General features: G+C 74.0%; 15 protein-coding genes. 13 read left to right on the top strand and 2 right to left on the bottom strand.

From position 1 onward, the window contains the following. Nucleotides 1–38: 38 nt before the first annotated feature. From ACZLMO_RS15175 to ACZLMO_RS15115, 13 genes are all read left to right on the top strand, one after another. Entirely contained in the window at nucleotides 39–851 is an 813-nt protein-coding gene (locus tag ACZLMO_RS15175) for an ABC transporter ATP-binding protein (RefSeq protein ID WP_463654196.1), read from the top strand. Then, nucleotides 848–1,621, top strand: coding sequence for an ABC transporter ATP-binding protein (locus tag ACZLMO_RS15170; protein WP_463654195.1), 774 nt, complete (start codon nucleotides 848–850; stop codon nucleotides 1,619–1,621). Before ACZLMO_RS15175 ends, ACZLMO_RS15170 begins: the two co-directional genes overlap by 4 nt. Continuing rightward, nucleotides 1,618–2,493: a branched-chain amino acid ABC transporter permease gene (locus tag ACZLMO_RS15165; protein ID WP_425715769.1), complete on the top strand. Its 876-nt coding sequence runs from the start codon at nucleotides 1,618–1,620 to the stop codon at nucleotides 2,491–2,493. Before ACZLMO_RS15170 ends, ACZLMO_RS15165 begins: the two co-directional genes overlap by 4 nt. Continuing rightward, nucleotides 2,490–3,755, top strand: coding sequence for a branched-chain amino acid ABC transporter permease (locus tag ACZLMO_RS15160; RefSeq protein WP_425715770.1), 1,266 nt, complete (start codon nucleotides 2,490–2,492; stop codon nucleotides 3,753–3,755). The genes ACZLMO_RS15165 and ACZLMO_RS15160 overlap by 4 nt, the downstream gene beginning before the upstream one ends. Beyond that, nucleotides 3,755–5,398 (top strand): class I adenylate-forming enzyme family protein, encoded by a 1,644-nt coding sequence (locus tag ACZLMO_RS15155; protein WP_425715771.1) that lies wholly within the window; start codon nucleotides 3,755–3,757, stop codon nucleotides 5,396–5,398. Before ACZLMO_RS15160 ends, ACZLMO_RS15155 begins: the two co-directional genes overlap by 1 nt. Continuing rightward, nucleotides 5,395–6,063 carry a TetR/AcrR family transcriptional regulator gene (locus ACZLMO_RS15150; RefSeq protein WP_425715772.1) on the top strand — a complete coding sequence of 223 codons (669 nt, stop codon included), beginning with the start codon at nucleotides 5,395–5,397 and terminating at the stop codon, nucleotides 6,061–6,063. Before ACZLMO_RS15155 ends, ACZLMO_RS15150 begins: the two co-directional genes overlap by 4 nt. Next, on the top strand, nucleotides 6,060–6,806 hold the full coding sequence (locus ACZLMO_RS15145; RefSeq protein ID WP_425715773.1) for a 3-hydroxybutyrate dehydrogenase: 747 nt from the start codon (nucleotides 6,060–6,062) through the stop codon (nucleotides 6,804–6,806). The genes ACZLMO_RS15150 and ACZLMO_RS15145 overlap by 4 nt, the downstream gene beginning before the upstream one ends. Next, entirely contained in the window at nucleotides 6,803–7,705 is a 903-nt protein-coding gene (locus ACZLMO_RS15140) for an alpha/beta fold hydrolase (RefSeq protein WP_425715774.1), read from the top strand. Before ACZLMO_RS15145 ends, ACZLMO_RS15140 begins: the two co-directional genes overlap by 4 nt. Then, complete coding sequence (locus ACZLMO_RS15135) at nucleotides 7,702–8,754, top strand: alpha/beta fold hydrolase (protein ID WP_425715775.1); 1,053 nt, start codon at nucleotides 7,702–7,704, stop codon at nucleotides 8,752–8,754. The genes ACZLMO_RS15140 and ACZLMO_RS15135 overlap by 4 nt, the downstream gene beginning before the upstream one ends. A gap of 940 nt (nucleotides 8,755–9,694) precedes the next feature. After that, on the top strand, nucleotides 9,695–10,750 hold the full coding sequence (locus ACZLMO_RS15130; RefSeq protein WP_425715776.1) for an ABC transporter ATP-binding protein: 1,056 nt from the start codon (nucleotides 9,695–9,697) through the stop codon (nucleotides 10,748–10,750). Continuing rightward, entirely contained in the window at nucleotides 10,747–11,511 is a 765-nt protein-coding gene (locus tag ACZLMO_RS15125) for an ABC transporter permease (RefSeq protein WP_425715778.1), read from the top strand. The genes ACZLMO_RS15130 and ACZLMO_RS15125 overlap by 4 nt, the downstream gene beginning before the upstream one ends. Beyond that, nucleotides 11,508–12,785 carry a sensor histidine kinase gene (locus ACZLMO_RS15120; protein ID WP_425715780.1) on the top strand — a complete coding sequence of 426 codons (1,278 nt, stop codon included), beginning with the start codon at nucleotides 11,508–11,510 and terminating at the stop codon, nucleotides 12,783–12,785. Before ACZLMO_RS15125 ends, ACZLMO_RS15120 begins: the two co-directional genes overlap by 4 nt. Beyond that, nucleotides 12,782–13,387, top strand: coding sequence for a response regulator transcription factor (locus ACZLMO_RS15115; RefSeq protein ID WP_425715782.1), 606 nt, complete (start codon nucleotides 12,782–12,784; stop codon nucleotides 13,385–13,387). Before ACZLMO_RS15120 ends, ACZLMO_RS15115 begins: the two co-directional genes overlap by 4 nt. A 46-nt stretch (nucleotides 13,388–13,433) precedes the next feature. On the opposite strand, the gene ACZLMO_RS15110 is transcribed toward ACZLMO_RS15115, so the two are convergent. Both ACZLMO_RS15110 and ACZLMO_RS15105 read right to left on the bottom strand, forming a co-directional pair. After that, nucleotides 13,434–14,189, bottom strand: a complete 756-nt coding sequence (locus ACZLMO_RS15110) for a hypothetical protein (protein ID WP_425715783.1) — start codon at nucleotides 14,187–14,189, stop codon at nucleotides 13,434–13,436. A 12-nt stretch (nucleotides 14,190–14,201) separates the two neighbouring features. Continuing rightward, complete coding sequence (locus tag ACZLMO_RS15105; RefSeq protein ID WP_425715784.1) at nucleotides 14,202–15,419, bottom strand: gamma-glutamylcyclotransferase family protein; 1,218 nt, start codon at nucleotides 15,417–15,419, stop codon at nucleotides 14,202–14,204. Nucleotides 15,420–15,754 lie beyond the last annotated feature (335 nt).

The following is a 15,754-nucleotide window of genomic DNA, read 5'->3' as shown; positions in this document are numbered from 1 at the left end:
GTCCCGCGCCCTCCCCGTACCCGCCAGAGAGGCAGCCGATGAGCACCCCCACGGACACCGGTCCGGACACCGATCCGTACGCCGCACCGACCACCCCGGACGACGTCGCCCTGCGCGTGGCCGGCCTCTACTTCCAGGTCGGCGGCGCGAAGATCCTCACGGACATCGACCTCGACGTCCCGCGCGGCCAGATGCTCGGGGTCATCGGCCCCAACGGCGCCGGCAAGACCACGCTGTTCAACATGATCTCGGGGATCCACCGGCCCACCGCGGGCCGGATCCTGCTCGACGGCACGGACATCACCCGCGCCCGCGTCCACACCCGCGCCCGGGCCGGGATCGGCCGGACCTTCCAGACCTCGAGCCTGTTCCCCGCGCTCACCGCACTGGAGAACGTGCGCCTCGCGGCCCAGACGTCGATGGGTGGCGGCCTGTCGGTGCTGCGCTTCCCCACCCGGAACGACGCCGCCACGAAGGTCGCGCTCGACCGCCTCGACGAGGTCGACCTCGGGCACCGCTCGGCGGTCCCCGCCGGCGGCCTGTCCCACGGCGACAAGCGCAAGCTCGAGATCGCCGTGCTCCTCGCGATGGAGCCGAAGGTCATCCTGCTCGACGAGCCGATGGCCGGCGTCTCCCGCTCCGACGTCCCCTCGCTGGTGGAGGTCATCCGCCGGCTGCACCGCACGCGCTCGACCACGGTCCTCATGGTCGAGCACCACGTCGACGTCGTCATGGGCCTCGTCGACCGCGTCGCGGTCCTCCACCAGGGCTCGGTGCTCGCCGTCGACGAACCGGAGACGATCATGAACGACCCCCGAGTGAAGTCCGCCTACCTCGGAGGTGCCGCATGAGCGCGGTCCTCACGGTCGAGAAGCTGCGCGCCCACATCGGCGGCCAGCAGGTCGTCGAGTCCGTCTCCTTCGAGGTGCCCGCCACCGGCGTGACGGCGGTCCTCGGCCGCAACGGCGTCGGCAAGACCTCGACGATCAAGGCGGTCATGGGCCTCATCGAGCGCAGCGGCACCGTGACCTTCGCCGGGGAGCGGATCGACCGGCTGCACACGCACGCGATCGTGCGGCGCGGCATCGGCTACGTCCCCGAGGACCGCGAGGTCTTCGGCACCCTGACCGTCGCCGAGAACCTGCGCCTCGCCGAGCGCGACGGCGGCAACCCCGAGCGCCGCGAGCTCGTCGACGAGCTGTTCCCCGACCTCGTGGCCCGCGCCGGCCAGCGCGCCGGCACGCTCTCGGGCGGCCAGCAGCAGATGGTCTCCCTCGCCCGCGCCCTGCTCAACGACAACCGCCTCCTCCTCGTCGACGAGCCGACCAAGGGCCTCGCCCCGCGGATCGTCAACGAGGTGGCGGACGCCCTGGCGATCGCCGCGCGGACCGTCCCGGTCCTGCTGGTCGAGCAGAACCTGCCCGTCATCGAGCAGCTCGCCACGGACGCGATCGTCATCGACGCCGGGCACGTCGTCCACACCGGCCCCGCCGCCGAGCTCCTCGCGGACCCCGACGCCGTCTCCCGCCTCCTCGGGGTCGGCTCGCACGAGCAGCCCGCCACCGCCGGCGCCGGAGCAGGCGCCGGCGCCACCCACGACCGGGCGGAGGCCCCCCGATGAGCACCCTCGTCCTCCTGCTGTTCACGGGCCTCGGCCTGGGGGCGCTGTACTTCCTCGCCGCCTCGGGGCTCTCCCTCATCTACGGCCTCATGGGCGTGCTCAACTTCGCCCACGGCGCGTTCCTCTCCCTCTCGGGCCTCGTCGGCTGGGAGGTCGCCAAGATCGTCGGCGCGGGCACGTGGGGCGGCTTCCTCGTCTCCCTGCTCGCGGGCGTCCTCGTCGGCGCCGTGTTCGCCACGCTCACCGAGCTCCTGCTCATCCGGCCCCTGTACAACCGCCACATCGAGCAGGTCCTCGTCACCGTCGGCCTCGGACTCGGCGGGATCGCCCTCTTCGAGGGCATCTGGGGCTCGAACGCCGACTTCTCGCTCACCTCGCCCGCGTGGATGACCCGCACGACGTCGATCCTCGGCGCGAACGTCCCGAACTCGATGTTCGTCTTCATCGTGGCCGCGGGCCTCGTCCTCGCGGCCCTCGCCCTGTTCCTGCGCTACACCCGGTACGGGCTCATCATCCGCGCCGGCGTCGAGAACCGGTCGATGGTCACGGCGCTCGGCATCGACGTGCGCCGCTCGTTCACCCTGATGTTCGCGATCGGCGGCGCCGCGGCCGGGCTCGGCGGCGTCCTCGCCTCGCACTTCTACCAGTACACGTCCGCGCACCTGGGCCAGACGATGCTCATCTTCGCCTTCATCGTCACCGTCATCGGTGGCATGGGCTCGCTCCTGGGCGCGGCGATCGCCGCCGTCCTCGTCGGGGTGCTCCAGCAGCTGGCCAACGCCTACCTCGGCGTGGGCGACCTCGTCGCGGTGCTGCTGCTCGCCGTGGTGCTTCTCGTCCGACCGGCCGGCCTCATGGGGAGGACCGCATGACCACCGATCCCACCGCCACCGGCGGCACCACCGGAGCCACCGCGGCCACCACCACCCGCGACCGCGGCGAGGACGCGTCCGCCACGACCGGACCGGCGACAGCGCCCACGACCGGCCCCGACGGCGCCACCCGCTCCGGCGCCACCGCCGCCACGCCCACCAGCGTCCCGCCGCGCACCGGCGTGCGCCGTAGTTGGGTGGCGCCCGCGGTCGTCGGGGTCGTCCTCGTCGTCTTCGCCGGCCTGCTGCCGCTGCTCAACATCAGCGTCCCCGGCGTCCTGCCCGGGCCGACCTACCTCCCCGGCGCCCTCGGCCTGCTCGCGCTGTGCTTCCTCTACGCCGCGCTCGCGCTGAGCTACCACCTCGTCTACGGGGTGGCGGGCATGCTGAGCTTCGGCCACGCCCTCTACTTCGGCGCCGGCGCCTACGGGCTCGCCCTGCTGCTCAAGTACGAGATCGACTTCGCCGTGGCCATCGTCCTCGTCGTCCTCGGCGTCGCGGTCCTCGCCCACGTCGTCGGCGCGGTCTCGCTGCGCGTGGCCGGCGTGTCCTTCGCGATGGTCACCCTCGCGTTCGCCCAGGCCGGCAACGTCGCGGTGCGTCGCGGCTCCGCGATCACCGGCGGCGAGGAGGGCCTGCGCCTCGAGACCGCCGACGTGCCCGACCTGCTCGTCGGGGTGCTCAACACCAAGCACATGTTCTGGCTGGCGCTGGCGATCCTCGTCCTCGTCTACGTGGTCGTCACGTGGTTCCAGTCCTCACGCGCCGGCCACGTCGTCGAGGCCACCCGCGAGAACGAGACCCGCGTGCGCGTCATGGGCCAGGGCCCCTACCCGATCCGCGTCCTCACCTTCGGCCTCGCCGGCGTGCTCGCCGCGATCGTCGGCATGGCGTACGTGCTCCTGCAGTCCACGGCGACCCCGCACACCACGAGCGCGGACATGACGATCTCGGTCCTCATCATGGTGGTGCTCGGCGGCGTCGGGTCCCGCTGGGGCGCGATCACGGGCGCCATCGTCTACACGCTGCTCGTCAGCCGGCTCTCGACCCTCGCGGCCACGGAGTCGATCCAGTCCCTCCCGGCCTGGCTCGAGATCCCGCTGTCCGAGCCGAACTTCATCCTCGGGGCGCTGTTCATCCTCGTCGTCCTGTTCACCCCCGGCGGCATCGCGGGCGGTCTCACGCGCCTGTGGGCCCGCCTGACGGGTCGCCGCACCGGCGGCGCACGCGCCTCCCGCGCCCGGCTGGAGGACGTGGCCTGATGCCCACCCGCCCGCTCGACCACACGCGCGCACCCGCGCCCGGCGGACACACCGTCGGCCGCTGGGTGAGCGCCTCGGCGCGCCTCGCGCCGGGGCGCATCGCGGTGGACGAGCGGGGCCGGCTGCTGACGTACCGCGAGCTCGACGACCGCTCGAGCGCCCTGGCCGAGGCGCTGCGGGCGGCCGGCTACCGGCGGGGCGACCGGGTCGCCACGCTCACCCGCAGCTCGACCGACCACGTCGTCGCGTTCTTCGCCTGCGCGAAGGCCGCCCTCGTCCTCGCGCCGCTGTCCTGGCGGCTCGCCGGCGCGGAGCTCGCCGACCTCGTCGCGCACTGCCGGCCGGCCCTCCTCCTCGCCTCCGCCGAGCTCGAGGGGGCGGCGCGGGCCGCGGCCTCGGCCTCCCCGACTCCCCCGCCGCTCGCGCTGCTGGGACCGGACGGCGTCGAGTCCGCCGTCCCGGCGCGGGGAGCCTCGGTCGGTCCGGCCGGCGCGGACGCTCCCACGCCCGACGACGACGAACCCCGCACGCCCGACGACGAACCCCCCGGCGCGTCCGTCCCCGCCGACGAGGACCCCGTCCTGCTGCTGTACACCTCGGGCTCGACGGGCCGCCCGCGCGGCGTGCTGCTCACCCACGCCAACTGCTACTGGACGAACGCGTCCCTCGGCGACGCCACCGGCATGACCAGCCAGGACGTCGTGCTGGGGATCATGCCGCAGTTCCACTCCGGCGGCTGGAACGTGCAGCCCCTGCTCGCCTGGCGCACGGGCGCCACCGTCGTCCTCGAGCCCGACTTCGACCCCGGCGCCGTCATCGACCTGCTCAGTCGCCGCCGCGTGACGACGATGATGGGCGTCCCGGCGCACTACCGGATGCTCGCCGAGCACCCCGACTTCGCCTCGGCCGACCTCCACGGGCTCACCCATGCGATCGTCGGCGGCGCCCCGATGCCGCACGACCTGCTCGCCGTCTGGCAGTCGAGGGGCGTGCGCGTGTTCCAGGGCTACGGGCTGACCGAGGCCGCGCCGAACGTGCTCGTGCTGCCCGCCGAGGAGGCGGGCGACCACGTCGGGTCCGTCGGGCGCCCCTACGCCCACGTCGAGGTCGCGCTGCTCACCGGCGGCGAGGTCCACCACGGCGCCGGGACCGGGGAGCTGCTCGTGCGCGGCCCCGCCGTGTTCGCCGGCTACGCGGACGACCCCGAGGCGACCCGGGCGGCGTTCCACGACGGCTGGCTGCGCACCGGCGACCTCGCCGAGCGCGACGACGCCGGGTACGTGCGGATCGTCGACCGCCGCTCGGCCATGTACATCACGGGCGGGGAGAACGTCTCCCCCGCCCAGGTCGAGTCCGTCCTGCGCGCGCACCCGGGGATCGCGGACGTCGCCGTCGTCGGGGTCCCGGACACCGACTGGGGCGAGGTCGGGCACGCTGTCGTCGTCGCCCGTCCCGGCGCGGACCTCGACGCACGGTCCGTGGTCGCGCACGCCCGGGAGAGCCTCGCGGCGTACAAGTGCCCGAGGTACGTGACGTTCGTCGACGAGCTGCCCCGCATCACGCTGCTCAAGGTCGACCGCGCACGACTTCCCCTGCCGTCCGGCGACCCGGTCGGCCCCCGAGAGACGAGGAGCGACGCATGAGCACCCGCCCGACCACCGCCCGCGGCACGCGCACCCGGGCCGCGATCCTCGCCGCGGCGACGGACGTGTTCGCCGAGCACGGTTTCCACGACGCCTCCGTCGCACGCATCACCGACCGCGCGGGCGTGGGCCAGGGGACGTTCTACCTCTACTTCGACACCAAGCTCGCGGTGTTCGAGGAGGTGGTGCGCGACCTCAACTCGCGCGTGCGCCGCGCGATGTTCACCGCGTCCTCCGAGCACACCGACCGCATCGCCGCCGAGCGCGCCGGGTTCGCCGCGTTCTTCCGGTTCACCGCGGAGAACCCGGCCCTCTACCGGATCATGCGGCAGGCCGAGTTCGTCGCCTCGGACGTCCTCCACATGCACTACGAGACCATCGCCCGCGGCTACACGACCGGGCTGCGCGCCGCCCAGGAGGCCGGCGAGGTCGCCGAGGACCTCGACCCGGAGGCCGTGGCCTGGGCCCTCATGGGGGTCGGCGAGCTCGTCGGCATGCGCTGGGTGATGTGGGAGCGCGAGACCACCTCCGACGACGAGGAGCGGTCCGTCGAGCACGGGCTGCCCGAGAAGATCTTCGACTCGACCATGGCCATGGTCGAGCGCGGGCTCCGGCCTCCCGCCGGGCCCGGCACCACCCCCGACACGCAAGGAGACACCCCGTGAGCAGCATCAACGGCAAGCGCGCAGTGGTCACCGGCGGTGGCTCCGGCATCGGTGCCGCGGTCGCCCGCCGCCTCGCCTCCGACGGCGCGACCGTCGTCGTCGCCGACCGGGACGAGGCCGCCGCCGAGCGGGTCGCCGGCGAGATCGGGGGCGAGAGCTGGGTCGTCGACCTCGACGACACGCGCGCCCTCGACGACCTCTCGCTCGAGGCGGACATCCTCGTCAACAACGCGGGCATCCAGGTGGTCCGGCCCATCCACGAGTTCGACCCCGAGGCGTTCCGCCGCATCCAGCGGATCATGCTCGAGGCGCCCTTCCTCCTCGTCCGCGCCGCGCTGCCGCACATGTACGCCGCCGGCTGGGGCCGGATCGTCAACCTCTCCTCCGTCCACGGGCTCGTCGCCTCCCCGTTCAAGAGCGCCTACGTCACCGCCAAGCACGGGCTCGAGGGCCTGAGCAAGGTGACCGCGCTCGAGGGCGCCGAGCACGGCGTGACGTCGGTGTGCGTGAACCCGGGCTACGTGCGCACCGCGCTGGTGGAGAAGCAGATCGCCGACCAGGCCGCCACGCACGGCATCGGCGAGGACGAGGTGCTCGAAAAGGTCCTGCTCAAGGAGGCGGCGGTCAAGCGGCTCGTCGAGCCCGAGGAGGTCGCCTCGCTCGTGTCGTGGATCGTCGGCGCGGACGGCTCGATGGCCACCGGCGCCTCGTTCGTGCTCGACGGCGGGTGGCACGCGAAGTGAGCCGCAGCCCCGTCCGCAGCGACGTCGCCGTCACCGGCGGCGCGCTCGCGGTCCACACGTGGGAGGCGCCGTCGAAAGCCCCCACCGTCGTCGCCGTCCACGGCGTCACGTCCTCGCACGCCGCCTGGGCGTGGCTCGCCGACGCCCTGCCGGACGTACGGGTGGTCGCCCCCGACCTGCGCGGACGGGGACGCTCCTCGGGCCTCGGTGGCCCCTACGGGATGGCCGCGCACACCGACGATCTCGCCGCCGTGCTGCGGGGGCTCGACGACGGGCCGCACCTCGTCGTGGGCCACTCGATGGGCGCCTTCGTCTCGCTCGTCCTCGCCCACCGGCACCCCGACCTCGTGGCGGAGCTCGTCCTCGTCGACGGCGGTCTCCCGCTGCGGGCGCCGGAGGGGATCGATCCCCAGGACGCGATGGACGCCACGCTCGGGCCGGCGGCCGACCGGCTGCGCGCCACGTTCGCCGACCGCGCCGGGTACCGCGACTTCTGGCGGGACCACCCGGCCTTTGCCGGGGTCGAGGACGAGCGGTTCGACGCCTACACCGACCACGACCTCGAGCCGACGCCGGACGGGCGTCTGCGGCCGGCGACCGCGGTCGAGGCGCTGCACGCGGACCAGGTCGAGCTCGTGGGCGGGACCTCGGTGCGCGAGGCCCTCGACGCGCTCGACCCCGCCGCGCGCCCGACGACCTTCGTCCACGCCCCGCGCGGGCTGCTCGACGCCGAGCCGCTCTACACCGCGGACGAGGTCCACCGCTGGTCCGCGGAGCTGCCGGGCGTCCACGTGGTGTGGAGCCTGGACACCAACCACTACACGGTCGTCATGTCCGACCGGGGTGCGACGGACCTCGCCGAGATCCTCCGCCCCGCCCTCGAGGGAGCCCTGCGATGACGATCCACGAGCACGACGTCGGTACGGCGCGGATCCGCGTCCACGTCCGCGACACCGACCCCGAGGGGGCGTCGGAGCACCTGCCCGTGCTGATGGTCCACGGCAACTGTTCGTCGTCGGCGTTCTTCCACCACCTGCTCGGCGCCCTGCCGGGCGGGCGCCGCGGCATCGCCCCGGACCTGCGCGGCTACGGGGACACCGAACCGGCACCGATCGACGCCACGCGCGGGATGCGCGACTTCTCCGACGACCTCGTGGCGCTGCTCGACGCGCTCGGGATCGGCCAGGTCGACGTCGTCGCCCACTCCGCCGGCGCCGGCGTGGTCATGCAGCTCGCCGTCGACCACCCGGGACGCGTGGGTCGCATGCTGCTCGAGGCCCCCGCCTCGCCCTACGGCTTCGGGGGCACGAAGGACGTCGCGGGCACGCCGCACTGGCCCGACTTCGCGGGGTCCGGCGGCGGCACCGCGAACCCGGACTTCGCCGCCGCGATCGCCGCCGGCGACCGGTCGACCGACACCCCCGTCTCCCCGCTCAGCGTGTTCCGCCAGACCTACGTGGCCGCAGGCGCACAGGTCGAGGACGAGGACCTCCTCCTGGACTCCGTGCTGTCCACGCGGATCGGCGAGGACCACTACCCCGGCGACACGACGACGTCGGAGAACTGGCCCGGCGTCGCGCCCGGCACCGCGGGCATGAACAACGCCCTCTCGCCGAGGTACTACGACCTCTCGACGTTCGCCGACGTGCGGGGCGTGGGGCCGGTGGCCTGGGTCCGCGGGGACGCCGACGTCATCGTCTCCGACACGTCCCTGCTGGAGTTCGGGCACCTCGGCAGCCTCGGCGCGGTCCCCGGCTGGCCCGGCCCGGAGGTCTACCCCGCCCAGCCGATGGTCGGCCAGACCCGGGCCGTGCTCGACGCGTTCGCGTCGAACGGCGGCAGCTACGAGGAGATCGTGCTGCCCGGGATCGGCCACAGCCCCCACCTGGAGGACCCGGAGCGGTTCCGCGCGATCCTCGCCGACCTGCTCGACCGGCCCGCCGCCTGACCGGCGCTCGCCCGACCGTAGGATCGGGGCATGCCCACCCCCGCGACGACGCCACCGGTGCGCGCCCGCGCGCTCCGGGCGCTCTGAGCCGTGCTGCCCGAGGAGATCGAGGCGCTGCGGGACGCCGACGGTCGGCGCGCGCGCCGGAACTGAATCGTCGTCGCCGTCCTCACGGTGCTGCTCGCCCTCGTCCCGATCGGCGTCTACGCGGCGGCCACCGGCAGCCTCGACCACCTGCTCGGCCGGAGCCAGGAGGTCACCGCGCGGGTGGAGCAGGTGACGACCGACGGCAGCTGCCGGGGGCGGTCGACCGACCGCCTCGACGTGACCGTGAGCTGGACGGTCGACGGCGTTCCCGGTCGCGACTCCTACTCCCGGTGCGACGACCCGCTCGCCGTGGGCGACCCCGTCCAGGTCTGGGTGGCACCCGACGGGAGCATGTCGCCCGACTCCCCCACCTCGATCCGGGTCGGTCTCGTGCTCGGCAGCGTCGCTCTGGCGCTGGCCGCCGCCGGGAGCGGTGCACTGACCATCGTCATGACCCGGAGGTGGCAACGGCGGCTGCTCGGCGCGCCGACCACGCCGCTCGGCCCACCCGTCCGCGTCCGGGTGAGGTCCGCGGGGCGCGGTCGGGCGCGCATGCACCTCGTCGATCCCGCGCCCGGGGTACCCGACCCGAGGCCGGGCGTCTCGCCGGTGGTCCGTTTCCGCGCCGGGCACGGGCCTCGACCGGCGCCACGGTGTCCTCGTCCGCGACGACGACCGCCTCTGGATCGAGCTCCGCGCCCGCGGGCCGAAGGACCGGTGATCCCAGCCCCGTCGGGACGACGCCGCAGCTCCCGGCACCGCGTCCCCCGACCGCCCCGACTGACAGGTGTCACACGGACCTCGTGACACGACCCCATGGTGGGAGCACGCGCGGTCCGGCGATGCTCGGGCCATGACCACACCTGGGACCGCCGTACCACCGGCCGTCGAGCTCGTCGGGCTGCGCAAGACCTTCGGATCGGGAGCCTCGACCGTCCGCGCCGTCGACGGGCTCGACCTGACGATCAGCCCCGGAGAGGTCGTCGCCTTCCTCGGCCCCAACGGCGCCGGCAAGACGACGACCCTCGACATCGTGCTCGGCCTGACCGAGGCGAGCGCCGGCTCCGCCACGGTGTTCGGGCGCTCCCCGCGCGAGGCCGTCGCCGCCGGCCGGGTCTCGGCGGTCCTCCAGTCCGGCGGCCTGCTGCGCGACCTCACGGTCCGCGAGACGGTCACGCTCATCGCCTCGACGTTCCCCACCCACGAGCCGGTCGACGACGTCATGGCGCGCGCCGGCATCGAGGGCATCGCGGGGCGACGGATCTCGAAGTGCTCGGGCGGCGAGCAGCAGCGGGTCCGGTTCGCGCTCGCACTCCTGCCCGACCCCGACCTCATCGTCCTCGACGAGCCGACCGCGGGCATGGACGTCTCCGCGCGACGCGAGTTCTGGGCCACCATGCACGCCGACGCCGACGCCGGCCGCACGATCGTGTTCGCCACCCACTACCTCGAGGAGGCCGACGCGTTCGCCGACCGCATCGTCATGGTCGCGCGCGGTCGGGTGGTGGCGGACGGCTCGACCGAGGAGATCCGGGCACGGGCGACCGGCCGGACGGTGAGCGCCGCCGTCGACCCGGCCCGCCTCGAGGCCGTGGCCGGGGACCTGCGGAAGCGGCCCGGCGTGCGCACCGTGACGACGTCCGGCAGCCGGCTGAGCGTCGCCGCGGCCGACTCCGACGCGGTCGCGCGCCTCCTGCTCACCGAGCTCGGCGGATCGGAGCTCGAGATCACGGCGGGCTCGCTCGAGAGCGCGTTCGTCGCGATCACCGGCGACGACGTCGCTGCGGCCGACGAGATCGACGACCTGTTCTCTCCCACCGGAACGACGAGCACGACGACGGCGCACACCGGCGCCTCCACCGACCCCGCCCCAGGGACCGCCACCACCTCGATCGGAGCGACCCGATGAACGCGACATACTTCCGGATCGAGATGACGCGGCTGAGCCGCGACGTGACGACGCTCTTCTTCGTCGGCATCCTGCCCGCCCTGCTCTACGTCATCTTCGGGGCGGTCCAGTCCTACGGGGAGGTCGAGCTCGCCCACGGCAACGTGGCGATGACCGTGATGATCGCGATGGCCGCCTACGGCGCCGTCACCGCCACGACCTCGCTCGGCGGCATGGCGGCGGTCGAGCGCATGCAGGGCTGGGGCCGCCAGCTCGGGCTCACACCGATGACCGACGCAGGGTTCGTCGCGGTCAAGGCCTCGGTCGCACTGGTGGTGGCGCTCGTCCCCGTCGCCCTCATCTACCTCCTCGGTGCGCTGACCGGCGCGTCGGGCGACCCCACGGCATGGGCGCTGTCCGCCGTGGTCATCGTCGTCGGGGCCGTGACGTTCGCGTTCTTCGGACTCGCCGTCGGCCAGATCTTCCGCAGCGAGGGATCGGTGGGCGCCGCGTCGGGCATGCTCGTCGTCGTCGCGTTCCTCGGCAACGTCTTCTTCCCGCTGTCCGGGATCATGCTGCAGATCGCGAAGTTCACCCCGATGTACGGCTACGTCGCCCTGGCCCGCCGCCCGGTCACCGACGGGGTTCCCCTGCAGACCGGGATCGGCGACCCTGGCCCCGCGGAGCCGCTCTGGGTCCCGGTGGTTAACCTCCTCGTGTGGACGATCGTGTTCGCCGCCCTGGCGGTGTGGAGCGTGCGCCGCGGACGGTCGCGGCAGTGACCGACGACCCGTTCGCGCGGTCCGGGACGGCGACCGCCCCGGGCCGCGGCCGCACGCCCGAGGCCGACGGCGCGGTGACGCCGGATCCCTCCGCCCGGCCGCACAGCGACGCCGGCACACGAGCCGCACCCGACGCCGGTGCGTCGACGGTCGCCGGAGGGCCGACCGACGCCGGCGCCGGTCCCTCGCGGGCCGTCGCCGCCTCCGGTGACCCGTGGGACCGGATCGGCTGGCTCATGGCCGCCATCTGGCTCGTCTTCCTCGCCTTCCCGATCGGGGCCCTTCTCGTGGAGGGCCACGCACCCTGGGTACAGGTGGCCGGCCTGGTGCTCATCGTCGCGTTCGCGCTGGTCTACGTCCACGCGTTCCGGAACCTGCCCGAGCGGGCCGGCCCGGAGCGCGTGCGGCACGGCCTCGTCCACCTCGCGATCCTCGTCGGGATCGGTGCCCTCGTGGCGATCCCGCTCGGCGTGGACGCGATCGCGATGGCGACCTACGTCGTCGCCCTCGTCACCTTCACGCTGCCGCCACTGGTCGCGTGGACCCTGACCGCCGTGACCATCAGCGCCGCGATGGTCGTGCCGTGGTTCTTCGGCGCGGCCGACGACGCCCCGTGGTGGCTCTACGGCCCGATCATCCTGCTCGTCGCGGTCGCGTGCTCGATCCCCGTGGCGCTCGACGAGCGCTCCGCACGCCAGCACGAGCTCGAGGCCGAGCTGGCGCTGACCGAGGAGCGCGACCGCGTGGCGCGCGACGTCCACGACGTCCTCGGCCACTCGCTCACCGTCATCACCGTGAAGTCCGAGCTCGCCGAGCGGCTCGTCGACCGGGACCCGGTGCGCGCGAAGGAGGAGATCGCCCAGGTGCGGTCCCTCTCCCGGCAGGCGCTGGCCGAGATCCGGGCGACGGTCGCGGGCCTGCGCGTCGCGCGGCTCACCGACGAGCTCGACGCGGCCGCGGTCGCCCTGTCCGGTGCCGGCATCGCCGCCGACCTCCCCGACGACCCGGACGTCGTCGACCCGAGGCACCGCATCACCATGGCGTGGGCGCTGCGGGAGGCCGTCACCAACGTCGTGCGGCACTCGGGGGCGGCCACGTGCACGGTGCGCTGGAGCGACTCCGGACTGACGGTCGACGACGACGGAAGAGGCGTCTCCGGGCGCGAGGGCAACGGCCTGCGGGGCCTGCGCGAGCGCGTCCGCCAGGCCGGCGGCACCGTCGAGGTAGGCGCCGGTCCGGACGGGGCCGGCACGAGACTGGAGGTCCACCTGTGATCCGGGTGCTGCTCGCCGACGACCAGGCGCTCGTCCGCGGCGCTCTCGCCGCCCTGCTCGACCTCGAGACCGACATCGAGGTGGTCGCCCAGGTCGGCCGCGGTGACGAGGTGGTCGACGCCGCCCGTGCCGCCGACGTCGACGTGTGCCTGCTCGACATCGAGATGCCGGGCCTCGACGGGATCGAGACCGCCAGGGAGCTCGCCGCCGGCCTGCCGGGCACCCGGTCGCTCGTGGTGACGACGTTCGGCCGGCCCGGCTACCTGCGCCGGGCGCTCGAGGCCGGGGCCAGCGGCTTCGTCGTCAAGGACACGCCGGCGGGCGAGCTCGCCGAGGCCGTGCGCCGCGTGCACGCCGGGCTTCGAGTGGTCGACCCCTCGCTCGCGTCGGAGTCGCTCGCCGCCGGGGCGAACCCGCTGACCGAGCGGGAGCGGGACGTCCTGCGGGCCGCGCTCGACGGCTCCCCGGTCGCCGAGATCGCCGCGTCCGTCCACCTCTCCCCCGGGACGGTGCGCAACTACCTCTCGAGCGCGATCGGGAAGACGTCGACGTCGACGCGCGCCCAGGCCGCGCAGGTCGCCCGCGAGCACGGCTGGCTATAGCGAACGGATCCGTGGCCGGCACACGGCCGGCCACGGATCCGTCTCGTCAGTACTCCCAGGCCCAGCCGCTGCCGGTGCCGGACGGGTCGTAGACGAGCGTGCCGGTCTCGGAGGCTACGTCGAGGACGACATAGCCGGAGTCCGTCTCCCCGGGCAGGAGCGACGGAGCCACGAGCTCGTCGATCGTGTAGCAGGACCACGACGCGTCGGTGAGCGTGCCGGGCTGCTCGGCGCCGTCGGGCCCGAGCACCGTGAAGAAGTCCGCCGCGAGCGGCAGGAACACGTCCTCGGGGTTCTCGGCGTCGGCGCCGGCGGCCTCCGCCATGGCGGCGGTGATCTCGACGACGAGGAAGTGCCCGTTGACCGGGTCGAACTGCTCGTCGACCCGGCTCGGGCAGGTCTGCGCCGTCTCGATCGACGTGACGACGAGCTCGACCAGCGGCTCACCGGCGTCGTCGGCCAGGCCCGCGACCTGGCCGACCTCGCGCAGCAGGTGGTCGCCCACCAGCTGGGGCGCGGCGTCGTCGGGCCCGGGGTCCGGCCCGTCGGTGCTCGAGTCGGTGGACGACCCGCTCGTGTCGGTCCCGGGCAGGGTGCCCGTGGTGGTGGCCACGCCGTCGGGCAGGAGCGAGCCGGCGTCGTCGGGCACCTCCTCGGCGAGCGAGAGCGGGACGGGGTCGCCCGCGGCGTCGACGGGCGTGGTGCGCGCGACGTCCACGTCGGCGGCGAGGGTGAACGTCAGGGGCAGACCGACGCCGAGGACGGCACCGCCCGCGAGCAGGGGCTTGATGATCGATCGCATGTCGTTCTCCTCTCAGTACCGGTTGACGTAGTCGCCGTTGCGGACGATCCACCCGATGTCGTGCGCGTAGGCCACGCGCCAGGGGGTGGCGACGTAGACCCACGCGTTCTGGCCGGCCACGTCGGTCCCCCGCAGCTGGCGGGTGTAGTTCATCCGGCTCAGGGGCAGCGCGGGGTCGTAGCCCTCCCAGCGGTCGACCTTGGCGATCATCCGGGCGTAGTCACCGCGGGCGAACCAGAAGGCCTCGGCGACGATGCCGCGCGTGTTCGCGCTGTTGGGGATCGCCCAGGGCCAGTCGAACTCGGTGCGCGGGGTGAGCCAGAGGTCGAACCCGGGCAGGCGCAGGGTGCGCTCGCGGACCGCGTCGGCATGGACGACATGGTGGGCCGGCTGACCCGTGCGCAGCGTCCCGTAGGACGCGATCGGGTACTGGGCGGGCGGGGGCGGCGGAGGCGGCGGGGCCGGGGGGCGTCGCACGCCGAGCGTGTCGGTGCCGTTGCCGTCCCAGTCGCCCACGAGCACCACGTCGTCGTCCCGGCCGTAGTTGACCTCGACGTCGGCGATGCCGCTGGTGATGGCGTTGCGCAGGTAGTACGCGTTCCCGCGGCGCACGCCGAGCGTGTCGAAGTTGTCGCCGTTCCAGTCGCCGACGAGCACCTCGTCGTTCGCCCGCCCGTAGGTGGCCTCGCGGTCGGCGGGGCCGCTGCCGGGCGAGGTGCGGAAGTAGTAGTGGTTGCCGCGGCGGGTCGCGACGTCGTCGCGGCCGTTGCGGTCCCAGTCGCCGATGAGCACCTGGTCCGAGGCGCGACCGTAGGCGAGCTCGGCGTCGTGGCCGCCGGAGCCGGCCGCGTTGCGGATGTAGAACACGTTGCCGCGGCGCACCGCGAACGAGTCCCGGCCGTCCCCGTCCCAGTCGCCCACGTACGTGGTGTCGCTGTCCCTGCCGAACGCCACCTGGGTGCCGGCGCCGCCGCTGAGCGAGTTGCGCTGGTGGTAGACGCGTCCCCGGCGGACGGCGAGGGAGTCGGCTCCGTCCCCGTCCCAGTCGCCCACGTAGAGGCGGTCGCCGGTCCGGCCGTAGGTGAACTCGATCTCGCCGACGGTCTGGATCGAGTTCGACAGGAAGTAGTCGTCCCCGGAGCCGCCGACCTCGCCGCCGGTGGCCCGTGCCGCTGCCGGGCCGACGGCGGCGCCGCCGAGCAGGGTCGCCCCCGCCAGTGCGGCCGCCATCCGGGCGGTCCAACGTCGTCGTCGGCGTGGGGTGCCGGGTGGGCCGCCCGGCTGGTCTCGTTCGGACATGGACTCGGAACTGGAACGCATCTGTGCGTCCACCTGCCTCGGTGTCGTGAGCCGGGCGCGCGGATCTCATGGTGATGGTCAGCGCGTGGTGCACTCGGAGTAAACCAGTGTCATAGAACCGGGGCAAGGGCATTCGCCGGACACGCCGTCCGGAATACCCGACGACGACGGACGGCCGGTGGTCTGCCACGACGACGGAGGGCGGGTGGTCCGCTACGACGACGGACGGGCGGTCCGGCGCGAGTGCGCCGGACCGCCCGTCCGGG

The organism is Georgenia sp. G2120 (genome assembly GCF_055326485.1).
This window is presented reverse-complemented; position numbering and strand designations above follow the sequence as displayed.

What these genes read in the sequence shown, in the direction of transcription:
- ACZLMO_RS15175 (WP_463654196.1), top strand. Translation starts at nt 39, where the DNA reads ATGAGCACCCCCACGGACACCGGTCCGGACACCGATCCGTACGCCGCA.
- ACZLMO_RS15170 (WP_463654195.1), top strand. Translation starts at nt 848, where the DNA reads ATGAGCGCGGTCCTCACGGTCGAGAAGCTGCGCGCCCACATCGGCGGC.
- ACZLMO_RS15165 (WP_425715769.1), top strand. Translation starts at nt 1,618, where the DNA reads ATGAGCACCCTCGTCCTCCTGCTGTTCACGGGCCTCGGCCTGGGGGCG.
- ACZLMO_RS15160 (WP_425715770.1), top strand. Translation starts at nt 2,490, where the DNA reads ATGACCACCGATCCCACCGCCACCGGCGGCACCACCGGAGCCACCGCG.
- ACZLMO_RS15155 (WP_425715771.1), top strand. Translation starts at nt 3,755, where the DNA reads ATGCCCACCCGCCCGCTCGACCACACGCGCGCACCCGCGCCCGGCGGA.
- ACZLMO_RS15150 (WP_425715772.1), top strand. Translation starts at nt 5,395, where the DNA reads ATGAGCACCCGCCCGACCACCGCCCGCGGCACGCGCACCCGGGCCGCG.
- ACZLMO_RS15135 (WP_425715775.1), top strand. Translation starts at nt 7,702, where the DNA reads ATGACGATCCACGAGCACGACGTCGGTACGGCGCGGATCCGCGTCCAC.
- ACZLMO_RS15130 (WP_425715776.1), top strand. Translation starts at nt 9,695, where the DNA reads ATGACCACACCTGGGACCGCCGTACCACCGGCCGTCGAGCTCGTCGGG.
- ACZLMO_RS15125 (WP_425715778.1), top strand. Translation starts at nt 10,747, where the DNA reads ATGAACGCGACATACTTCCGGATCGAGATGACGCGGCTGAGCCGCGAC.
- ACZLMO_RS15110 (WP_425715783.1), bottom strand. Translation starts at nt 14,189, where the DNA reads ATGCGATCGATCATCAAGCCCCTGCTCGCGGGCGGTGCCGTCCTCGGC.
- ACZLMO_RS15105 (WP_425715784.1), bottom strand. Translation starts at nt 15,419, where the DNA reads ATGGCGGCCGCACTGGCGGGGGCGACCCTGCTCGGCGGCGCCGCCGTC.